Raw genomic sequence first — 19,336 nt, 5'->3', positions numbered from 1 at the left:
GCCGCCGCATACAATTTACATTTGTGATCAAGCGAGACCACCATGCCTTTGAGTTCCTATCTGAATACGCATCCCGTTGTCGGTGACCGCGTCTACCTGCACGACACGGCGCAGGTGATCGGCGACGTGCAAATCGGCGACGACTGCTCGATCTGGTGCAACAGCGTGCTGCGCGGCGACGTCAACCGCATTGTGATCGGCGAGGGCAGCAATATCCAGGATTTTTCCATGGGTCATGTGTCGCATAAAAATGCCGCCAAGCCCGACGGCTCGCCCTTGATCATCGGCAAATATGTGACCATCGGCCACTCGGTCATCCTGCACGGCTGCACCATTGGCGACGAGTGCCTGATCGGCATGGGCAGCATCGTGATGGATGACGTGGTGGTGGAAAAAAACGTGATGCTGGGCGCCGGCAGCCTGGTGTCACCAGGCAAGGTGCTGGAAAGCGGCCACCTGTACGTGGGCCGTCCGGCCGCCAAAGTACGTGCGTTGACCGAGGCCGAGATTGCCTATCTGCGCTACTCGGCCGAACACTATGTGCGCGTCAAGAATAACTATCTGGAAGGCCGGGACGACGCCTGAGGCGCTGCGCTGTCAAGCAGCTGCAATTGCGGCCGCGCGGGCAGGTCTGCGGGCAGGCGCAAGCCTGATACCAGGCCCATGCGCTGCAACAGCAGCAAGGCCCACCAGCCGGGGTCCCACTCGCCGGGAAACAGGCCCAGCCTGGCCGAACCTGGATAAGCGTGGTGGTTGTTGTGCCAGCATTCACCCATCGTCAGCAAGGAAGTGAAACGGATATTCCTGCCTTGTACTGCCGCGCCAGCTACCTTGAAATGCATGGCGCCGTGGTTGTGGGCAAAGTAACCGATCAGCCAGTGGCCCAGCACGCCTGCGCTGACCCGCGCACACACGCCCCACCACACGAAACCCCAGCCACCGCACAGGTAAAACAGGATAGCCCACGGTATTTGCTGCGCCATGAAACTGGACTCGAGGAAACGGTAGAAGCGGTCTTGCGCGATGCGCGGTTCGATGGCGATCTGCGGCGCGTGCGCCAGGACCAGGCGGCAGTGCAATTGCCACCAGCAATCGCGCCAGAAACCGCCGCCATGGCGCAAATAGGGATGACAGCCTGGCTGGCGCTGCGCATAGTCGCGCAACTCATGCTGGCGCAGCAGGCCCAGCGGGCCGCTCAGGCCCACCAGCACGCCCAGGTACACCAGTACATGCTCCAGCCACAAGGGACATTGAAAGCTGTCATGGATCAGCTTGCGGTGGCTGCCCAGCGAGTGGCCGAACAGCAGCACGGTTGCCGTGCTCACGACGAACAGCAGCAGCGCTGGCCAACTGAAGGTGAGGGCGCCACCGATCAGCGCGCCGGCCAGCATGCCGCTCAGCCACAGCGACTGCAGCGGCGCAAAGCGCACAACGCCATCGACGACGCTGTCCGGCCCATCCGCGCTGGCGCGGTGCGCCGTCATTGCGCAGTCTTTTTCAGGGCCGCCGATTCGCGTTTCAGGCCACGCGCCACCGGACAGATTTCAAAGGCGAAGTTGTTGAGGGTGTTGATCAGGTGATCCTGATTCAAGCGGTACAGCACGAACTGGCCTTGCCGTTCGCTGCTGACCAGGCCGGCATTTTCCAGCACCGACAAGTGGCGCGAAATGGCCGGTGCGCTCATGGCAAAACGTGCCGCCAGTTCGGACGTGCTCAGCTGCGCCTCTGACAGATAGGCGAGTATCTGGCGCCGCGCCGTCGATGCCAGTGCTTCGAAGATTTTATCTGCCTGCATGGACTATTCCTTTCAGCTCTTCACATATTAACTAATTCGTTAATAGTTTAATCGAAAAAAAGGCGAAGTCAAGCTTGCCATGCGTGGTCAAGGATGGGCCGGCAAGCAAAAACAAGTGGGGCACCGGCCCGGGCCATCAAGCCTGCGGTCCGGCTCCTGGCTGCGTGTACTTGTCGAAGTTGGCGATGTAGTCGTTGAAGTTATCGGTCAGCATGCGTTTGTACTGTTCCGTGAAAAAGGCGACGGCGTCGTCTTTTTCCTGCTGCATTTTGGCCACATCGCCCTTGCTGGCGATCAGAAAGGCGTTGAAGCGGGCGGCGGCGTACAGCAGCGAGGTGGCCACTTCATTGCCGGTGTTTTGCGTGCATTGTTCGTTGGCCAAAGCAATGATCTGGTCGGCGCGTTCCCAGAATTCCGGGCCTGTTCTTGGTGTGCTCATACGATTCCTCATGAAAGTGCGTGCCAGTCTACACAGCGCACCGGCCACTGTCCAGCAACTGTCCTTACTCTTCCAGCGTCGCTTCCAGCAGGTCGATCTCGCGCAGCAGGCGCAGGTGGATGGCGTCATCGAGTTCGCCCGAAATGCGGCGGCGGAACAGTTCATCGCGTTCGGCATTGAGCGCTTCGAGGCGCAGCGCGCGCTCGGCCCTGGCCAGTTCGTGCAGGCGGGCTGCTTCGTCGTTGCTGCTCTCGCCATAGGCCATGCGACGCCGGTAGGCCTCGATCAGGCGATTGGCCGCTTCGCTGGTGACCTGGTCCTTGCCATCGGCACCAAGGCTTGAACAGACATTTTCCAGTCGTGCAACAGCCGCTTCGGCAGCGGCCGCGCGGGCATTGCGCTCTTCGCTGGAACGGCGTGCCGGCGGTGCAAACACCAGTCCCTTGGTCAGCAGGGGCAGGGTGACGCTGGCTAGCAGCAGCGACAGCAAGATCACCCCCATGGCCAGGAAAATCACCAGGTCGCGCGCGGGAAAGCGGGTGCCGTCCGGCAAAAACAGAGGCAGCGTCAAAATGCCGGCCAGGGTCAGCGCGCCGCGCACGCCGGCAAACGAGGCCACCAGCAGCAGGCGCATACCGGGACGGTCGTTGCTTTCCAGGGTAGTGCCATTCCTGGCGGCTTTTTTCTGGCGCTTGAACAAGGTCAGCTTCATCGAAATGAAGACCCACACGAAACGCATGAAGGTCAGGCAAACGGTGATGGCGGCCACGTACAGAGGCAGCTTCCAGGCGCTGCCGGCGCCAACTTCGGCCGAAGCCGCCGGCAGGCTGGCGATGGTGGCAGGCAACTGCGCGCCCAGCAAGACGAAGATCACGCCGTTCAGCACCAGTTGCACGGTGTCCCACACGGCCTTGCGCTGGGTGCGCGTGGCAGCCAGCGGACGGCCGATCAAATCGGCGTAATGCATCGACACGCCCGCCGTGGCAGCGGCCAGGATGCCCGAGCCGTGGATCTGCTCGGCGCCCAGATAGGCCGCAAACGGTATCAATATGCTGATCAGGATTTGCAGGCCCGGCTCTTCGCCGACCTTGCTGACCAGCCATTTGTTGGCCAGGCCCACGCCCCAGGAAATGCCCAGGCCGATCACAATGCCGCCGCCCGCTTCCTGCAGGAAGCTCAAGGACGCCGCGCCGAAAGAAAAGCCGCCCGTCATCATGGCGCCCACTGCAAAGGTAAAGCACACCAGGCCGGAGGCATCATTCAATAGCGACTCGCCTTCGAGAATATGCATCAGGCGCGGCGGAATCGGATTGCCGGCCGCAATTGCCGACACGGCCACCGGATCGGTCGGCGACAGGATGGCGCCGAGCGCAAAGGCGACCGCCAGCGGTACGGTGGGGATCAGCCAGTCGATGAAATAGCCCATGCCCAGCACGGTAAACAGCACCAGGCCAATGGCCAGCATCAAAATCGAGCGGGCATCGGAAAAAAACGCGCCCTTGGGGATGCGCCAGCCATCGAGAAACAGCAGCGGCGGAATAAACAGCAAAAAGAAAATATCGGGATCGAGCGGAACTTGCAGGCCGCACAGTGCCAGGCCGGTGCCGCCGGCGATCTGTATCAGCGGCAGTGGCAGCCGGACCCAGCGCGAGCGGGCAAGAAAGCCGCACAGGACGACAGCCAGGACCAGGACGAGGATGATGGTAACGGTATGCATGAAGGGAAGATGGGCCGTGCTGAAACAAGGATTATAAGTCGCCGCGTCCACTTGCCGCTGTGCGCTTTCCAGCGCCAGGCAACTTTGCTTGCATACAACAAGTCGCAATCCGCGTAAAATCGTACGGTGGAAGCGTACCGATAGTGCGCCCGTTTTATGTTTGAATTACTGAATTACTGGAAAGTCTTGTTCAAGAAAATCTGTATCGCTCTGCTGATATTGCTGGGCTTGCTGGTGGTCGCCGCCGGCGCCGTGTACGCCGCTTACTGGCGCCCCGCGCTGGCGCCGATTGATCCGCCACCCTCCACCGCGTTTTCCGCGCAGGCGATCGAACGGGGCCGCATCCTGGCCGGCATGGGCAATTGTGGTGCCTGTCATACGGTCAAGGGCGGCGCTGCGTATGCGGGCGGGCGCGGCATGGCCACACCGTTTGGCACCATCCATGCCACCAATATCACGCCCGACCCGCAGACCGGCATCGGCCGCTGGTCGCTGGCAGCGTTCCAGCGCGCCATGCGCGAAGGCGTGGGGCGCGGCGGCGAACATCTGTTTCCCGTGTTTCCCTACACCCATTTTGCGCTGGCCAGCGATGCCGACATTGCCGCCCTGTATGCCTGGTTCATGACGCGCCCACCCGTGTATGCGGTCACGCCAGCCAACACCGTGCCGTTTCCTTTCAACCAGCGCGCCCTGCAGGCCGGCTGGAAATTGCTGTTTTTTACGCCTGGCAGCTTGCCGCGCCATGCCGCGCAAGGCGCCGACTGGAATCGCGGGCGCTACCTGGCCGAGGGCCTGGCACACTGCGCCGCCTGCCATACACCGCGCAATGCGTTCGGTGCGGAAAGGGCCGGCTCGGCCTACCAGGGCGCCGTCATCGACCAGTGGTATGCGCCACCGCTGACGGCCGCCAATACGGCGCCGCTGCCGTGGACCAGGGACGAGCTGTACGCCTTCTTGCGCAACGGCGCTACCGCGCTGCACGGGGTGGCGGCCGGGCCCATGTCGGAAGTGGTGCACGAGGGCATGGATGCGTCGCCCGACGCCGATATCCGTGCATTGGCCGCCTATTTTGCCGACCTGGCCAGGCCGCAGGACAAGGTCGCCCCGCCGGTCGATGCGGCTTCGGTGATTGCGGCGGGCATCAAGCGCTCGCAAAAGGTCGCCATGATCGACAACGACCGTGGCGCCAGCCTGTACCTGGCCGCCTGCGCTTCCTGCCACTCGAACAGCGACGGCCAGCCTTCGCTGCTGCGTCCGGAACTGAGCCTGAACAGCGCCGTCAGCGCATCCGATCCGTCCAACCTGATCCAGGTGATACTGCATGGCGTGGGCAGGGACGAAGGCCTGCCCGGCGCGCTGATGCCGCCCTTTGCCCAGTCGCTGTCGGACGCCGAGATTGCCGATCTGGCCGCTTATTTGCGCCGCAGCCGCAGCCGTCAGCCTGCCTGGACCCATCTGGAAGCGACCGTGGTGCGCGTGCGCGCCAGCAAGCCATCCGTGAAATGAAAGTAAGCCCATGCACCATTTGACCATTAATGGCCAGTTGTTTGCCGCCGATGTCGACGCCGACACTCCCCTGCTGTGGGTGCTGCGCGACGAAGCAAAATTAAAAGGCACCAAGTTTGGCTGCGGCATCGGCCTGTGCGGCGCCTGCACCGTGCATGTCGATGGCCGCGCCGTGCGCTCGTGCATCACGCCCGTGTCCGCCGTGGCAGGTTCCAGTGTGACCACTATCGAAGGGCTGTCTCCGGACGGCAAACATCGCTTGCAGCAAGCCTGGATCGCCACCCAGGCGCCGCAGTGCGGCTATTGCCAGTCGGGCCAGATCATGCAGGCGGCCACCTTGCTGCGCGACTACCCGCAGCCGACCGACGCCAATATCAACGCCGTGATGAGTGGCAACCTGTGCCGCTGCATGGCATATGTGCGCATCCGCAAGGCGATCAAGCTGGCCGCCGGCATGCAGGAGCAGGCCGATGCTTAAGCTGCCGAAAGAACAGGCCGTATCGCAGCCCAGTTCGCTGGGGCGGCGCGGCTTCCTGATCGCCGCCGCCGGCACCGGTTTTACCCTGGCCTTTTTGCGTGCAGACAGCTCGATGGCGGCCGGCAAGGCGGCCAGCGTGCCTGCTGCGGCGCCGGCCGCACCCGTGTTCGACCCCACCATCTGGTTCGCGATCGACCGCGACGGCATCGTTACCGTGAATATCGCCAAGGCGGAAATGGGCCAGCATATCGGCACGGCGCTGGCACGCATCGTGGCCGACGAGCTGGAAGCGGACTGGAGCAAGGTCAGGCTGCACTATGTGGACAGCGACCCGAAATGGGGCCTGATGGTGACGGGTGGAAGCTGGTCAGTGTGGCAGAATTTCGAGCCGCTGAGCCGCGCCGGTGCGGCCGGCCGCCTGGCGCTGATCCAGGAGGGCGCACGGCTGCTGCGCCTGCCGGTCGCGGCCTGCACGGCCAGGCTGGGCATGGTACATGGTCGTGGACGCAGTATCAGCTATGGCCAGATCGTGCGGCGCGGCAAGCTGGGGCGCCACTATACGCCCGAACAACTGAGCGCCATCGTGCTCAAGACGCCGCAGCAGCGCAGCCTGGTCGGGCGAGCCGTGCAGGCGCTGGATGTGCCGTCGAAAACCGATGGCACTGCCGTCTACGGTGTAGATGCCGAAATCGACGGCATGGTGTATGCGCGGCCCAAGATTCCACCGACGCGCTATGGCTCGACAGTGCTGTCCATCGACGACTCGGCCGCAAAAAAGATCAAGGGCTACCTGAAGGCCGAAGCCTTGATCGACCCCAGCGGCACGGTGCCGGGCTGGGTCATGGTGTACGCGGACAGCTATGCGACGGCCAGCCGTGCAGCCGAGCTGGTGCAGGTGCAATGGCGCGCCGGGGCGGCCGCCCATGTGTCGGAACACGATATCTTGCAGTACGGTGTCAAGCAGATTGCCGATCCCACGCTGGGCGCGCGCGTGGTCGATGACGAGGGCGTGGAGCAGGCCTTTGCCGACGCCGACCATGTTCTGGAGCGCGAATACACGACGGCCACGGTGCTGCATTTCCAGCTCGAACCGGTGAACGCCACGGCGCAGCAAATCGATGGCGTCTGGCATATCCATGCCGGCACACAATGGCAATCGCTGACCTTGCCGGTGCTGGCCAAGGCGCTGCAGGTGCCAGAAAGCCAGGTGGTGCTGCATACGTATTTGCTGGGCGGCGGCTTTGGCCGGCGCCTGAACGGCGACTATTGCATTCCGGCTGCGCTGGGCGCGAAAGCCATAGGGCGGCCCGTGAAAATGATCTGCTCACGGGCCGACGATGCGCGCTTCGATTCGCCCCGTTCGCCTTCGGTGCAGCATCTGCGCATGGCGTTCGACGCCAGCGGCAAGGTCACCGCGATGCAGCACGAGGCAAGTGCCGGCTGGCCGACCCAGGTCCTGGCGCCGGCCTTTTTGTCCAAGGACAAGCAAGGCCATCCTTACGATCCATTCGCCATCGCCGGCGCCGATCACTGGTACACGGTCGGCGCGCAGCGCGTGCGCGCCATTTCCAACGACTTGGCCAACAGCACATTCCGGCCGGGCTGGCTGCGTTCTGTGGCGCCGGGATGGACCAACTGGGCGGTGGAGAGTTTTATCGATGAAGCGGCGCAGGCGGCCAAGGTCGATCCGCTCGATTTCCGCTTGTCACTGCTGTTGGCCACGGGCCGCAACGCGGGCAGCGCGCCGAACGCCACCGGTGGCGCGCAGCGCCTGGTACAAGTATTGCTGCGTGCGGCGCAAAAAGCGCTCTGGGGCACGGCCATGCCAAAAGACACGGGGCTGGGCATCGCCGCCACCTTCGGCCAGGAGCGCGATATGCCGACCTGGACCGCCTGCGTGGCGCGGGTGCGGGTTGATCGCAATACCTGCATGGTGCAGGTCGAAAAGCTGACCATGGTGATTGACGCCGGCACCATCGTCGACCCCGATGGCGCGCTGGCGCAGGCCGAAGGCGGCGCCTTGTGGGGCGTCAGCATGGCGATCCACGAAGGCACGGCTTTTGTGAACGGCCAGGTGCGCGATACCAACCTGAGCAGCTATACGCCGCTGCGGATTGCCGACGTGCCCGAGCTCGATATCGAATTTATCAAAAGCAAGGAAGCCTCGACCGGAATGGGAGAGCCGCCGACCACGGTGGTGGCGCCGGCGATTGCCAACGCCATTTTTGCCGCCGTCGGTGCGCGGGTACGCCACTTGCCGATCCGCCCCGACGCCGTGCTCAAGGCGCTGGACAAGTATGGCGCAGCTTAATTTCGTGCAACTAACTGCGTGCTATCTAACTGCGTGTTGTCGCAGCCTTGCGGCCCAAATTGCGCGCATGGAAGCGCAGATGGTCTTCCACAAAAGTGGAAATGAAGTAATAGCCGTGGTCGTAGCCTGCGTGGCGGCGCAGTTCGAGTGGCTGGCCGGCGTTGCGGCAGGCCGCTTCGAATACTTCCGGGAATAGCTGGTCCGGCAGGAATTTGTCGGCCAGTCCCTGGTCGATCAGTATGCCCTCAGGAAACGGTACGGCTTGTCCTTGCAAGGCGGTCATCAGCGTGCTGGCATCGTACTGCTGCCAGCTGCTTGCATTGTTGCCCAGGTAGCCCGTGAATGCCTTTTTGCCCCACGGGCATTGCGAGGGCGCGGCGATCGGCGCAAAGGCCGATACCGAGCGGAACAGATGCGGATTGCGCAGTGCCAGCACCAGCGCGCCATGACCGCCCATCGAGTGGCCGAAAATGCCGGTGCGCTCGGGATCGATATTCAATTCCTGTTCCAGCAGCGCACGCAGTTCGAGGATGTAGCTGTACATGCGGTAATGCGTGCTCCATGGCGCTTCGGTGGCGTCGACATAAAAGCCGGCGCCGGCGCCGAAGTCCCAGGCATCCGTTTCGCCAGCGATATTGGCGCCGCGCGGGCTGGTGTCCGGGGTGATCAATATCAGGCCTTCTTCGGCCGCCACGCGCTGGGCGCCACCCTTGATCATGAAGGTCTCTTCAGTGCAGGTCAGGCCGGCCAGGTAGTACAGGGCAGGCGACTTGCCTGCGGTACCCGCCGCCGTGGCGGGAATAAATACCGAGAAACGCATTGGCAGGCCGATCGCCTGCGCAGCGTGGCGATAAAAACGTTGTACGCCGCCAAAGCAGCCATGTTCACTCAACAGTTCCAGCATGAATTTTCCTCGTTAATTGCATAGGCATCCAGTATAGCCAGAGTGGCTCAACCGAGCAGCGCGGCAACCATCGGCAGCAGGTCCTGGGCCGGTGCTTCAAGCTTGAAAGCAAGCAACTCGTCGGCGCGCGTCTTGCCCATGTTGATGGCGGCCACCGGCTTACCGCTTTCGGCCGCCATGCGGCACAGGCGAAAGCTGGAGTACACCATCACGGACGAGCCGATCACCAGCAGTGCACTGGCGTCCGCCATCTTTTGCGCTGCTTCGGTGGCGCAGGCAGCGGGCACACCGTCGCCGAAAAATACCACGTCCGGTTTCAGGGTGCCACCGCAGTGCAGGCAGCGCGGCACCACGAAGCTGGCCAGCTGGGCAGGTTCGAGCAGGGCGTCGCCATCGGGCGCTGGCGTGGCGGTGGTGCCCAGCATCTGCGGATTGTCGTATTCCAGCATGTCCTGCACCGTGCGGCGCGCATAGTGCGCATGGCAATCGAGACAGACCACCGCGTGTATGCTGCCGTGCAGTTCGGTGACGCCGGTGCTGCCAGCCTGCTGGTGCAGGCCATCGACGTTTTGCGTCACCAGGCTGCCCACTTTGCCTTGCCGCGCCAGCTGGGCGAGGGCCAGGTGGCCGGGATTGGGCGCCGCGCGTGATAGTGCAGGGTAGCCGACCATGCTGCGTGCCCAATAGCGGCGCTGCACCGCTTCCAGGCGCCGGAAGTCAGGACCTTGCACGGGGGCATTGCCGCGCCGCACGCCATCGGTATCGCGGTAATCGGGAATGCCGGACGCCGTACTGATGCCGGCGCCCGTCAGCAGCAGCACGTCACGGTGATGCTGCAGGAAATGCGTCAGTTTTTCTGCCGCCTGGCTGGCGCTGTGCTGGCTGGGAAGGGAAGAGATATGCATGGCGCCATGCTACGCGAAAGCTTGCACCCGTGCAGCGCCTGCCCGCTGTCTGCATGTTGTTGAATGCGTTACTCCAGTTTCATGCCGAAGCGCTGCAATCGCGGCTGCCAGTGATCGAGGATATTGGCCGACACCAGGATGCGCTCGGCCTTGCCGATCAGCAGTTCGCGCGGCACAAAGCCGAAATAGCGCGAGTCGGCGCTATTGTCACGGTTGTCGCCCAGCATCATGTACTGGCCTGCCGGCACGGTGACGGCTGCAAAGTCGCGCCGGGCGGGCAGTTGCGGCAGCAGCTGGATGCGGTGCGCCTGCGCCTGGCCGCTGCCCTGTTCGCTGACCCGCTGTGCCTGTAACTGGCCCACGCCAGCGATGGTGTCAAATACCGTATCGAGCGCGCTGTACTGCGCCGCATGGCCGTTGATGACCAGCTGTTCGTTGCGCATTGTCACCGTATCGCCAGGCAGGGCGATGAGGCGCTTGATCAGCCGCGTGCCATCAAGCGGGGAGGAAAAGGTGACGATGTCGCCGCGCTGCGGCTCGCCAGTATGTTGCAGCACGATGTCGGTCAGCGGCACTTTCAGGTTGTAGGCCAGGCGGTTGACGAAGACCACGTCGCCTTCGAGCAGGTTGGGCCGCATCGAGGCCGAGGGGATGGGATTCCAGTCAGCCACGGCCGTTCGGAACACGCCGAACAGCAGCAGGAACATCAGGAAGCCCTTGTTGGCGCGCAGCCAGCTGCCGGTTTGCATCGTCTTGTTCATCGTGTCTCGCTCTGGGCCTGTGCCCGTGATTGTCGGGGGATGCGTTGCATCGCGCGTAACGCTCAGCCACGATGCACGGCGAGACTGAATCCATTCTTAAATGGCGATGCCCAGATCGGCAATGTGTCGGAAGTGTTGCGTACGCGCATCACCGACCCTGGGCTACAGCCGTCGGCAAGGACGCTTACTTGAAAGCCTTGATCACGGCGTCGAGCTTGACCTTGAGCGACTTGTCGTGGGCCTGGATGGCGGGTATCTCGCGCTGTACGTCGAGCAACTGGTACACGGCCGTCTGCGCCGCGCGCACCGAGTATTCCACCGTGAACACGACGTCGTCAGCCAATTCGACGAACTGGCTGACCAGAGCCAGGTTGGTGGAGCGTACGGGCACTGGCAGTGGGCGGTCGCTTTTGTGACGCGGCATAAACATGCTGGTGATATACGGCATGCGGCAGGGAATGCAGATGGCGCTGTCCATGATAGACAGGTCGAAGTTCAGGTGGCCACACAGCTCGCGCAAGATGTCGGCCCCGCTGCAGTCGGACATGGGCTTGGCAACGAAGTTGCCGATGCGGTCGGGGTGCAGCGCATAGCCCCAGAACACTTGCACGCCCTCGGGCTGGCCCGCAAAGTGCGGCTGGTGCGCCAGCACCACCGACATGAACCAGTTGCTGTCCTTGAAAGTGACCAGGCCGCCTGTGCCGGCGCTGTTGCCGGTGAACTGTTCCATTTTCTCGAAAAATGCCGGCTCTTTCAGCGTGACCGTGTACGAGGCCCAGTACGATTCGGGGATGCTGCTGTTGAACGCAGCGGGGCGGCCCAGGTCCGGGCGTCCGTGTGCCAGCTTTTCCCACAGGCGCCAGCCGCCGCTGTCGTTTTTGCTCAGCTTCGGCGGGGCGCTGTCCATCGAACCATAGCTCGAGGCGTCCGTCATCGAACCGTTCTGGAAAAACACCAAATCGCCCGGCTGCACCGCAATCACGTCGGCCAGGCCCCGGCGCTGGCAGTGCAGTGCGGTGGCCGTCAGCTTGCCGTCCTGTTCATCGATGGCGATGTCGGTCACCGTACAATCGTGGATCACGACCACGCCCTGCTCGCGCAGCCAGGCCACCAGCGGGCGCACCAGCGAATCGTACTGGTTGTAGATGGTGCGCTTGACGCCGGCCAGCGTCTCGATGCGCGAGAATTCCAGCATGAAGCGGTGCAGGTAGCGCTTGAATTCCACCGCACTATGCCAGGGCTGGAAAGCAAAGGTGGTGGCCCACATGTACCAGAACTTGGTGTCGAAAAACTCGGGCGACAGCCAGTCGGTAATTGCGCTGTTGCCCAGCGTGTCTTCATCGGCTTCCGTCAGTTTCAGCAGTTCCAGCCTGTCCTGCATGGAAAAGCCCATGCTGCCGACATCGATCTTGAAGCGGTTGCGGTCGACCAGGCGTGCGCGCGAGTGAGGCAGATGCCGTTCATTGAAGGCAATCGTTTCGTCATGCACGCTCTGGCCCGGGTTCTCCAGCGACGGGATGCTCTTGAACAGGTCCCAGGTGCATTCGTAATTGTCGGTGGTCAGCATGCGGCCGCCACGCAAGGTGTAACCGTCTTCGGCATTGCCGCCGCCGTCGAGGCTGCCGCCGGCAAGCGGTGTCGCTTCGAGGATGGTGATATTGCTGCCCTGCATGCCGCCGTCGCGCAGCATAAAGGCCGCTGCGGCCAGTGAACCGATGCCGCCGCCAACCAGCCAGGCTTTTTTCGTAGTGTGAGTCATGTTTTTTTTCCGTAAAAGTGAGCGCACGCAGTGCGCAAGAAGACCAGGCCACAGGACGCCGGAAGGGCGCCGTCATGTCCAGCTTATAACTTTCACGGAAAAAATCCCGATTCACAGAGCAATTGCTCGGTTTTTCTTGACCTAAGTGAGGTCTTGCTGCTTGCGCCGTTCAAAATACAGCAAGTCGCACCAGGCGCCGTCGAAATACATGGCTTGCCCGGACATGCCATATTGATGAAAACCATTGCGCTGCAATACCTTCGCCGATGCCAGGTTGGGCAGCCGCACGGTCGCTTCCAGGCGCCACAGTTCCAGCGGTCCGAACGCCTGTTCCAGCAGCAGCGCCACCAGGCGGCTGGCATAGCCGCGGCCGCCAAACTGCGCGCCGATGCGATAGCCCAGTTGCGCCTTGTTGAAATACGGCCGCGTGACCGCCGTCAGGTTGACCCTGCCGACGATCTGCCCATCGAGCTTGGCCAGGAACTGGTAGGACTGGTCCTGCTCGCGTTCGCGCTGCGCCTGTTCGATCATGGCGGCAATCGCGTCCGCGCTGTAATACGACGGTGAGCGGGCCGTGACCCAGGTTTCGAAATGGGCGCGGTTGTCCAGTTCGAACGCCAGCAGGGCATGCGTGTCGGCGGCGGTGGGGGGATGCAAGGCGAGGCGGAGGGCGTCGGTCATGGTGGTGCATCAAAAAGAGATGGGCCATTATAATCAGGCGAGGGTTTTACTGTTTGCATCGCCGTCGCTTGAAAGGAACTGCATGCTGTCCCATCTTTGTCTTGGTACCAATGATTTTGCACGCGCCCATGATTTTTACTCGGCCCTGCTGGGTGAACTGGGCCTGGTGCAGAAGTTCCACGATCCGACCCGTCCGTGGGCTGGCTGGATGACGCCCGGCGTGCCGCGCCCGCTGCTGGTACTCGGTGCGCCGCACGATGGCCAGGCGGCCTCGCCCGGCAATGGCCAGATGACGGCGCTGCTGGCCAGCAGCCGCGCGCAAGTCGACCGCAGTTACCAGGCGGCGCTGGCGCAAGGCGCCGTGTGCGAAGGGCCGCCAGGTTTGCGTCCCCATTACCACGCGAATTATTACGGCGCCTATTTCCGTGACCTCGACGGCAACAAGCTGTGTGTTTGCTGCCACGAAGCAGAGTAGTTCGGCGGCCATGCCCCCTCGCATCAGGTAAAATCGTGGTCGGGATTTCCCGATAGTGATGCATACAGGGCGTGGACAGCATATGGGTTGGATAGGAAAATTACTCGGTGGCGACGATGAAAAGCAGCCCGAACCGGTGACGGCAGCGACGCCGCAGCCAGAGGCCGGGCATGCGCCTGCCAGCATCGACGAAATCAACGCCTTCTACTATCGCTGGCTGACGGCCGTGGGATCGACGCAGGTGCCAGCGCAGACCGAACAGCAGATACTCGATGAATTGACACGGCTGGCGCGTGAACCGCTTGCAGGCGCCGCGCTGGTGCCGCGCATGCCGGCCATCATTCCGCAGTTGATGCGTATCTTGCAAGAAGAAAACATGAATGCCGCCGAGCTGTCGCGCCAGCTGGCGCAGGACGTGCTGCTGGTGGCCGAGGTCTACCGCGAAGCGAACCGGCCCTGCTACCATTCGCGCTACAACGTCAGCCCGTCGATCAGCAATATGGAAGGCGCCATCATGCTGCTGGGGCAAAACAATATGCGCATGCTGCTGGCCCGCGTGGCCTTCCGTCCCATCGTCAGCATGCAAAGTGGCGGCCTGACCGTGCGCACCACGCCACTGATCTGGCGCCAGTCCGAAAAATGCGCACTGGCCGCCAGCCTGCTGGCGCCATCGATGCAGGCAAACGCCTTCGAGGCCTACCTGGCGGGCCTGATCAGCAATGTCGGCCTGGTAGTGGCGTTTCGCCTGATCGACCAGCTGCACGCACCCGAGACTTATCCCCACTCGGAGGATTTTATCGCCCAGGTATTTGCGCAGGCGCGCATCTTGTCGGTAAAGATCGCCGAACTATGGGAGTTTCCCGAGTCCGTTACCCATGCAATTGCGCATGAGGCCGACCAGGACGGCAGCGATGCGCAGGCACAAGCGCTGGCGCTGGGCGAGCGCCTGAGCAAGCTGCGCATGCTGGTCGATGCCGCCCAGCTGGACGCCGACGAACCCTTCGTGGTGGACGGGCTGGACAGCGACGCGCTGGCGGTGTTTGACAAGCTGGCAGACGAACAGGAATAAACTAGCGGGCGAAGTACAGTTCGTGCAGGTGATCGAGGTCCACCTCTGACGCTTTTTGCGACAAGGCCACCTTGCCGCCTTGCATCAGGTAGACATGGTCCGCCACTTTCACCGCACGCGCCGTGTTCTGTTCGACCAGCACGATGGTGCGCTGGCCGTCGTTCAGCCGCGCCAGGATATCGAACAGTTCGCCCACCACCAGCGGCGCCAGGCCCAGCGACGGCTCGTCGATAATCAACAGCGACGGGTCCGACATCAGTCCGCGCGCCATCGCCAGCATCTGCGCTTCACCGCCCGACAATGACCCCGCCAGTTGCTTGCGCCGTTCGCGCAGGCGCGGGAACATGACATACGCGCTTTCAAGCCGCTCGCGCAGATGGGCGCGGTGCGCCTTTGGAAACGCGCCCATGATCAGGTTTTCTTCCACGCTCATGTCGCGAAACGTCATGCGCCCTTCCGGTATCATCGTCACGGCAGCGTCGCTCATCTTCCAGGTCGGCGTGCCGTTCAACAGCTTGCCATCGAGGCTGATGCTGCCCGCGCTGGCCGGCACCAGGCCCATGACGGCGCGCAGCAGGGTGGTCTTGCCGGCGCCGTTCGGGCCGATGATGGTCGTCAGCTTGCCTTTCTGAACATTCAGCGTGACATCCCACAGCACGTTGATGGCGCCGTAGCCGGCGCGCAAATTGGTCACTTCAAGCATCTGCAGCTCCCGTGTAACTTTTGATGACGGCCGGATTGCGGAACACCGCGTCCGGCGTGCCGTCGGCGATCAGCTGGCCAAAATTGAGCACCGCCACGCGCGGGCACAGATTGCTGATGGTCTCGATATCGTGCTCGATCATCACGATGCCCACGCCGAAGGTGGCATGCAGATCTTTGAGCATGCCCATGAAGCGGCGCTTGCCCGTCGTTTCCAGGCCGGCCAGCACTTCGTCGAGCAGCAGCAGCTTCGGGTCGGTGGCCAGCGCCTTGGCTACTTCCAGCGCCTTGAGTTCCGTCAGCGCCAGTTCGCTGGCCGCGTCGCGTTCAGATTTACCCGACAGACTGGTGAAATCGAGAATCTCGTCGATCTTTTTATGATCGACCTTGCCGGTGCCGAAGCGCTGCGCGACGATCAGGTTTTCACGCACCGTCAGTTCATGCATCGGTTGCGGGATCTGGAAGGTGCGGCCCAGCCCCAGGCGCGCGCGCTGGTACATCGGGGTGGCCATGATGTCGCGCCCTTCGAAGCGGATCGCGCCGCTGGTCGGGCGCACCAGGCCGGAGATCGCATTGAACAGGGTGGTCTTGCCGGCGCCGTTCGAGCCCACCAGGCCGATCACGTCATGGCTGGCAATCGACAGGGTGACCGAATCGACGGCTGTCAGGCCACCGAAGCGCACCGAGACATTATCAAGTTCAAGCATGCGTGTTTTCCTTTCCCTTGAATAATTTTCTCAGCAGCGGCAGCAGGCCGTTCGGGCTGAAGACGATCATCGCCACCAGCAGCACGCCCAGCACCAGCTGGTGGCCGGTCGGAATCAGCGACTTGAAGATCAGCTGGTCGACCAGGTACACCACCACCGCGCCCAGTACCGGCCCGAGGATGGTGCGGTAGCCGCCGAAAATCGCCGCCACGATGGGCAAGGTGACCCACAGGCTGTTGAAGGCGTAATCGGGTTCCAGGAAATTGATATAGTGGGCGTTGAAGGCGCCGAACAGACCGGCCATGAAGGCCGACACCAGCAGCATCGCGCCTTTCAGCAAGGTGCTGTTGACGCCGACCACGCGCGTCGCGTCTTCGCTGTCGTGCATGGCGCGCAGGGCGATGCCGTAGTGGCTGGAGCGGATGCGGCTGTAGGCAAGTGCGCAGCACACCACCAGGGTCAGCACCACCAGGTAGGCGCCGGTTTTGCCGGACAGGTCCACGCCGAATACCGTCGGCAGGGCGGGAATATTCGCCACGCCCCCCGAGCCGCCGGTGAGCGAGCTCCACTCGGTGGCCACGATGCGAAAGATATGCGCGTAGGCCAGGATTGCCAGCGCAAAATACGGCCCGCGCAAGCGCAATACCGGCAGCATGATGACGGCAGAAATCGTCGCGCCCACGCCGCCCAGCAGCATGGCGGCAAATACCGGCAGGCCCAGTTTCACGGTGGTGAGCGCCGACACATACGCGCCGACGCCGAAGAACGCCGCATGGCCGAAGCTGACCATGCCGCCCAGGTTACCCAGCAATGCCCAGGACAGCGCCACGCCGCCGATAATCAGGGCCGCCACCACCATGCTCATCACATAATGGTTGCTGCCGAGGATCAGCGGTACCGCCACGTACGCGGCCAGCAGCAGACCAATGGTGGAAATAAGGGAAGTAGATTTCATCCGCGCCTCCGCACCGCGCCAAACAGGCCGTTCGGCATAATGAACAGCACCAGCAGGAACAGCACCATGCCCGACAATTCCTGCAGGGCCGAGCTGGCCAGCGTGACGGTCAGCGCTTCGGCCACGCCCAGCAGCACGGCCGCGATCAGTACGCCCGGGATCGAACCGATGCCGGCCAGGACGGTGATAATAAACGCCTTCACCGTCAGCGCGCCGCCATAGGCTGGCTGGATCACGCCATAGCTGAACAGCGCCACGCCGGCAAACGCGGCCAGAATGCCCGCCACCAGGAACGAGACCATTTCGGTGCGGCCCGGATCGATGCCCATCAGCTTGGCCGCGTCGCGGTTGCTCGATACGGCACGCACGGCGCGGCCATACCAGCTGGTCGACAGCCAGCGCCACAGGGCGGCCATCAGCACCAGGCTGACGCCGAAGAAAATCACTTCGCTGCGCATGCTGAAGAATGGCCCGATTTCAATGCCTTCCTGCAGCCAGCTCGATGAGGTCGAGCGGATATCGGCTTTCCATACCAGCAAGATGAAATTGGTGAGGATCACGCCGATGCCGTAGGTGAGGATCAGCGAATTGATTTCGCGGTCTTTTTTGATGCGGCTGACGATGTAGTACACGCCGACCGAAGTCAGGCTGACGATCACCAGCGCGACGGGAATCGCGAACATCGGGCCCAGGCCCAGACCGGACTCCACGCTGTAGGCGATATACGCGGCCAGCAGCACCAGTTCGCCATGCGCCAGGTTGATGATCTTCATGGTGCCGAACACCAGCGCCAGACCGAGCGCGATCAGGGCGTAGGAGCCGCCCTGCAGCAGGCCCGAATACAGGGCCTGCAGGATTAATTCTGTCATGTCGTTATCCCGTCAGGCAGCCGGCTGGCGCCCGCAAGGGGCCGGCCAGGCTGTCGTTAATCGGTGCGCGGCCAATGCTGGCGCGCAGGACTTGTTACCAGGGCAGTGCAGGGTAGATCAGCTTGCCGGTGGCGCTTTCCTTCGGCCAGACGATCACCACTTTTTTGTCCTGGTGCTGGGCCATGCGGTGCACGAAGTTCAGGTTGTCGCCGTTGGCGGCAAACTGCACCCGGCCGATCAGCGTCTCGCGGTCGGTCTTGCGCATTTCCTCGGCCACGCCGCCTTTTTTCAAGGTACCCTTGTCGGCCGCGCGGGCGATCGCTTCGAACAGCAGCATCGATTGCACATAGCCGAACTGGCCCAGGTAGTCCGGTTCCTTCTTGTACAGCTGTTTGTAAGCGTCGCTGAAGGCCTTGCCGTCGGCCGTCTTGAATTCGGTCGGGAAGGGCAGCAGGGCGGTGCCGAACACGTTCGGCATCAGGTCGGGGAAGTCGGCCGCCATCTTCGGCGTCGCCAGCGACCACACGCCCACCATCGCCTTGATCTTCGGTTTCAGCACGCGCGCGGCGCGGATGATGCCGACATAATCGTTTTCATAGCCGACCATGGCGACGACTTCCGATTTGTCCTGCAGCTTGATCTTGTTGAGGATGGGTTTGAAGTCGGTAATGGCCGGATCGAACGAGTGGCTGCTCACTTTTACGCCCTTGGCCAGCAGGGCCTTTTCCACGTCTTTCGCCAGGCCAGTGGTGGCGTCCTTGGTCGAATAGACGATGGAGACCGATTTGGCACCTACATCGGCAAGCATGCCCAGCATGGCTTTTTCGTAGCCGGCCGTGTTATTGATGCGGAAAAAATTCTTGCGTCCGCTGGCGACCAGGCTGTCGTCGACGCCGCCCGACGTGATATACACCAGGCCCAGCTTGTTGGCCGTGTCCGAGGCGGGCGAGATATTGTTCGAGCCGTAGCCGCCGGTAATCGCCACCACGCCCTGGCTGGCCAGTTTTTCGACCGCGGCAATCGCCTTCGCCGGCGCCGACTCGTCGTCGACGGTGATGATTTTCACCGTGTGCTTGCCATTGGTCTTGTTGAACACTTCGGCCGCGACCATGATGCCCTCCTGCATGCCGGCGCCAACCCGCGCCAGGTTGCCGGTCAGGGGAATTTCGGCGCCGACCAGGAATTCCTCGGCGCTGGCGGTGGATATCCAGGCGCCGGCAACCAGGGTGGCCATGGTGATACCTGTCAGTGTGCGTGTCAGTGTGCGATGCATGTTTGTCTCCTCTGTGATTCGTTCAAAGCT

At 62.7% G+C, this 19,336-nt stretch carries 20 protein-coding genes; 6 read left to right on the top strand and 14 right to left on the bottom strand.

What is annotated here, in order from left to right; translation table 11 throughout:
- The first annotated feature begins 42 nt into the window (after nucleotides 1–42).
- The gene (locus tag ACQ4WM_RS03145; protein ID WP_436545255.1) at nucleotides 43–585 is read left to right on the top strand and encodes a gamma carbonic anhydrase family protein; all 543 of its coding nucleotides are present in this window, start codon (nucleotides 43–45) and stop codon (nucleotides 583–585) included.
- Here the strand turns inward: ACQ4WM_RS03145 and ACQ4WM_RS03140 are convergent.
- The 4 genes from ACQ4WM_RS03140 to ACQ4WM_RS03125 all read right to left on the bottom strand — a co-directional run bounded on the left by ACQ4WM_RS03140 (nucleotide 558) and on the right by ACQ4WM_RS03125 (nucleotide 3,951).
- Entirely contained in the window at nucleotides 558–1,484 is a 927-nt protein-coding gene (locus ACQ4WM_RS03140; RefSeq protein ID WP_436545254.1) for an acyl-CoA desaturase, read from the bottom strand. The genes ACQ4WM_RS03145 and ACQ4WM_RS03140 overlap by 28 nt on opposite strands.
- A complete protein-coding gene (locus ACQ4WM_RS03135) occupies nucleotides 1,481–1,795 on the bottom strand; it encodes a metalloregulator ArsR/SmtB family transcription factor (protein WP_436545253.1) in 315 nt (104 codons plus the stop codon). The genes ACQ4WM_RS03140 and ACQ4WM_RS03135 overlap by 4 nt, the downstream gene beginning before the upstream one ends.
- A gap of 136 nt (nucleotides 1,796–1,931) precedes the next feature.
- Nucleotides 1,932–2,234 carry a DUF3144 domain-containing protein gene (locus ACQ4WM_RS03130; RefSeq protein ID WP_436545252.1) on the bottom strand — a complete coding sequence of 101 codons (303 nt, stop codon included), beginning with the start codon at nucleotides 2,232–2,234 and terminating at the stop codon, nucleotides 1,932–1,934.
- 64 nt (nucleotides 2,235–2,298) lie between these two features.
- Entirely contained in the window at nucleotides 2,299–3,951 is a 1,653-nt protein-coding gene (locus tag ACQ4WM_RS03125) for a Na+/H+ antiporter (protein ID WP_436545251.1), read from the bottom strand.
- A gap of 156 nt (nucleotides 3,952–4,107) precedes the next feature.
- On the opposite strand from ACQ4WM_RS03125, the gene ACQ4WM_RS03120 reads away from it, so the two are divergent.
- Genes ACQ4WM_RS03120 through ACQ4WM_RS03110 form a run of 3 tightly spaced genes read left to right on the top strand, consistent with a single transcriptional unit; the run spans nucleotide 4,108 to nucleotide 8,246 of the window.
- Nucleotides 4,108–5,457 carry a c-type cytochrome gene (locus ACQ4WM_RS03120; RefSeq protein ID WP_436545250.1) on the top strand — a complete coding sequence of 450 codons (1,350 nt, stop codon included), beginning with the start codon at nucleotides 4,108–4,110 and terminating at the stop codon, nucleotides 5,455–5,457.
- 10 nt (nucleotides 5,458–5,467) lie between these two features.
- A complete protein-coding gene (locus ACQ4WM_RS03115) occupies nucleotides 5,468–5,935 on the top strand; it encodes a (2Fe-2S)-binding protein (RefSeq protein WP_436545249.1) in 468 nt (155 codons plus the stop codon).
- Nucleotides 5,928–8,246 carry a xanthine dehydrogenase family protein molybdopterin-binding subunit gene (locus ACQ4WM_RS03110; RefSeq protein WP_436545248.1) on the top strand — a complete coding sequence of 773 codons (2,319 nt, stop codon included), beginning with the start codon at nucleotides 5,928–5,930 and terminating at the stop codon, nucleotides 8,244–8,246. The genes ACQ4WM_RS03115 and ACQ4WM_RS03110 overlap by 8 nt, the downstream gene beginning before the upstream one ends.
- Nucleotides 8,247–8,271: 25 nt before the next feature.
- Here ACQ4WM_RS03110 and fghA read toward each other — a convergent pair whose 3' ends face one another.
- From fghA to ACQ4WM_RS03085, 5 genes are all read right to left on the bottom strand, one after another.
- A complete protein-coding gene (gene fghA / locus ACQ4WM_RS03105) occupies nucleotides 8,272–9,150 on the bottom strand; it encodes an S-formylglutathione hydrolase (protein ID WP_436545247.1) in 879 nt (292 codons plus the stop codon).
- Nucleotides 9,151–9,197: 47 nt separating this feature from the next.
- Nucleotides 9,198–10,055 carry an NAD-dependent protein deacetylase gene (locus tag ACQ4WM_RS03100; RefSeq protein WP_436545246.1) on the bottom strand — a complete coding sequence of 286 codons (858 nt, stop codon included), beginning with the start codon at nucleotides 10,053–10,055 and terminating at the stop codon, nucleotides 9,198–9,200.
- Nucleotides 10,056–10,123: 68 nt separating this feature from the next.
- Complete coding sequence (lepB, locus tag ACQ4WM_RS03095; protein ID WP_436545245.1) at nucleotides 10,124–10,816, bottom strand: signal peptidase I; 693 nt, start codon at nucleotides 10,814–10,816, stop codon at nucleotides 10,124–10,126.
- Between the two features lie 184 nt (nucleotides 10,817–11,000).
- Nucleotides 11,001–12,575, bottom strand: coding sequence for an oleate hydratase (locus tag ACQ4WM_RS03090; RefSeq protein WP_436545244.1), 1,575 nt, complete (start codon nucleotides 12,573–12,575; stop codon nucleotides 11,001–11,003).
- Nucleotides 12,576–12,716: 141 nt separating this feature from the next.
- Entirely contained in the window at nucleotides 12,717–13,256 is a 540-nt protein-coding gene (locus tag ACQ4WM_RS03085; protein ID WP_436545243.1) for a GNAT family N-acetyltransferase, read from the bottom strand.
- Between the two features lie 82 nt (nucleotides 13,257–13,338).
- On the opposite strand from ACQ4WM_RS03085, the gene ACQ4WM_RS03080 reads away from it, so the two are divergent.
- The gene (locus ACQ4WM_RS03080; RefSeq protein ID WP_436545242.1) at nucleotides 13,339–13,731 is read left to right on the top strand and encodes a VOC family protein; all 393 of its coding nucleotides are present in this window, start codon (nucleotides 13,339–13,341) and stop codon (nucleotides 13,729–13,731) included.
- 82 nt (nucleotides 13,732–13,813) lie between these two features.
- Nucleotides 13,814–14,800, top strand: coding sequence for an HDOD domain-containing protein (locus ACQ4WM_RS03075; RefSeq protein ID WP_436545241.1), 987 nt, complete (start codon nucleotides 13,814–13,816; stop codon nucleotides 14,798–14,800).
- A 1-nt stretch (nucleotide 14,801) separates the two neighbouring features.
- Here the strand turns inward: ACQ4WM_RS03075 and ACQ4WM_RS03070 are convergent, their stop codons facing one another.
- From ACQ4WM_RS03070 to ACQ4WM_RS03050, 5 genes are all read right to left on the bottom strand, one after another.
- Entirely contained in the window at nucleotides 14,802–15,503 is a 702-nt protein-coding gene (locus tag ACQ4WM_RS03070; protein WP_436545240.1) for an ABC transporter ATP-binding protein, read from the bottom strand.
- Nucleotides 15,496–16,209, bottom strand: a complete 714-nt coding sequence (locus ACQ4WM_RS03065; RefSeq protein ID WP_436545239.1) for an ABC transporter ATP-binding protein — start codon at nucleotides 16,207–16,209, stop codon at nucleotides 15,496–15,498. The genes ACQ4WM_RS03070 and ACQ4WM_RS03065 overlap by 8 nt, the downstream gene beginning before the upstream one ends.
- Nucleotides 16,202–17,164 carry a branched-chain amino acid ABC transporter permease gene (locus ACQ4WM_RS03060; RefSeq protein ID WP_436545238.1) on the bottom strand — a complete coding sequence of 321 codons (963 nt, stop codon included), beginning with the start codon at nucleotides 17,162–17,164 and terminating at the stop codon, nucleotides 16,202–16,204. Before ACQ4WM_RS03060 ends, ACQ4WM_RS03065 begins: the two co-directional genes overlap by 8 nt.
- Nucleotides 17,161–18,033 (bottom strand): branched-chain amino acid ABC transporter permease, encoded by an 873-nt coding sequence (locus ACQ4WM_RS03055; RefSeq protein WP_436545237.1) that lies wholly within the window; start codon nucleotides 18,031–18,033, stop codon nucleotides 17,161–17,163. The genes ACQ4WM_RS03060 and ACQ4WM_RS03055 overlap by 4 nt, the downstream gene beginning before the upstream one ends.
- 94 nt (nucleotides 18,034–18,127) lie before the next feature.
- Nucleotides 18,128–19,306, bottom strand: coding sequence for an ABC transporter substrate-binding protein (locus ACQ4WM_RS03050; protein ID WP_436545236.1), 1,179 nt, complete (start codon nucleotides 19,304–19,306; stop codon nucleotides 18,128–18,130).
- Nucleotides 19,307–19,336 lie beyond the last annotated feature (30 nt).

This window comes from Janthinobacterium longum (genome assembly GCF_051380735.1).
Taxonomy (GTDB): domain Bacteria; phylum Pseudomonadota; class Gammaproteobacteria; order Burkholderiales; family Burkholderiaceae_D; genus Janthinobacterium.
The sequence above is the reverse complement of the archived record's forward strand: the minus strand, read 5'-3'. Positions and strand labels throughout refer to the sequence as shown.

Coding starts and splice junctions, on each gene's coding strand:
- ACQ4WM_RS03145 (WP_436545255.1), top strand. CDS start 43: ATGCCTTTGAGTTCCTATCTGAATACGCATCCCGTTGTCGGTGACCGC.
- ACQ4WM_RS03115 (WP_436545249.1), top strand. CDS start 5,468: ATGCACCATTTGACCATTAATGGCCAGTTGTTTGCCGCCGATGTCGAC.
- ACQ4WM_RS03140 (WP_436545254.1), bottom strand. CDS start 1,484: ATGACGGCGCACCGCGCCAGCGCGGATGGGCCGGACAGCGTCGTCGAT.
- ACQ4WM_RS03055 (WP_436545237.1), bottom strand. CDS start 18,033: ATGACAGAATTAATCCTGCAGGCCCTGTATTCGGGCCTGCTGCAGGGC.
- lepB (WP_436545245.1), bottom strand. CDS start 10,816: ATGAACAAGACGATGCAAACCGGCAGCTGGCTGCGCGCCAACAAGGGC.
- ACQ4WM_RS03125 (WP_436545251.1), bottom strand. CDS start 3,951: ATGCATACCGTTACCATCATCCTCGTCCTGGTCCTGGCTGTCGTCCTG.
- ACQ4WM_RS03120 (WP_436545250.1), top strand. CDS start 4,108: ATGTTTGAATTACTGAATTACTGGAAAGTCTTGTTCAAGAAAATCTGT.
- ACQ4WM_RS03135 (WP_436545253.1), bottom strand. CDS start 1,795: ATGCAGGCAGATAAAATCTTCGAAGCACTGGCATCGACGGCGCGGCGC.
- ACQ4WM_RS03050 (WP_436545236.1), bottom strand. CDS start 19,306: ATGCATCGCACACTGACACGCACACTGACAGGTATCACCATGGCCACC.
- fghA (WP_436545247.1), bottom strand. CDS start 9,150: ATGCTGGAACTGTTGAGTGAACATGGCTGCTTTGGCGGCGTACAACGT.
- ACQ4WM_RS03060 (WP_436545238.1), bottom strand. CDS start 17,164: ATGAAATCTACTTCCCTTATTTCCACCATTGGTCTGCTGCTGGCCGCG.
- ACQ4WM_RS03065 (WP_436545239.1), bottom strand. CDS start 16,209: ATGCTTGAACTTGATAATGTCTCGGTGCGCTTCGGTGGCCTGACAGCC.
- ACQ4WM_RS03110 (WP_436545248.1), top strand. CDS start 5,928: ATGCTTAAGCTGCCGAAAGAACAGGCCGTATCGCAGCCCAGTTCGCTG.
- ACQ4WM_RS03075 (WP_436545241.1), top strand. CDS start 13,814: ATGGGTTGGATAGGAAAATTACTCGGTGGCGACGATGAAAAGCAGCCC.
- ACQ4WM_RS03085 (WP_436545243.1), bottom strand. CDS start 13,256: ATGACCGACGCCCTCCGCCTCGCCTTGCATCCCCCCACCGCCGCCGAC.
- ACQ4WM_RS03100 (WP_436545246.1), bottom strand. CDS start 10,055: ATGCATATCTCTTCCCTTCCCAGCCAGCACAGCGCCAGCCAGGCGGCA.
- ACQ4WM_RS03090 (WP_436545244.1), bottom strand. CDS start 12,575: ATGACTCACACTACGAAAAAAGCCTGGCTGGTTGGCGGCGGCATCGGT.
- ACQ4WM_RS03130 (WP_436545252.1), bottom strand. CDS start 2,234: ATGAGCACACCAAGAACAGGCCCGGAATTCTGGGAACGCGCCGACCAG.
- ACQ4WM_RS03070 (WP_436545240.1), bottom strand. CDS start 15,503: ATGCTTGAAGTGACCAATTTGCGCGCCGGCTACGGCGCCATCAACGTG.
- ACQ4WM_RS03080 (WP_436545242.1), top strand. CDS start 13,339: ATGCTGTCCCATCTTTGTCTTGGTACCAATGATTTTGCACGCGCCCAT.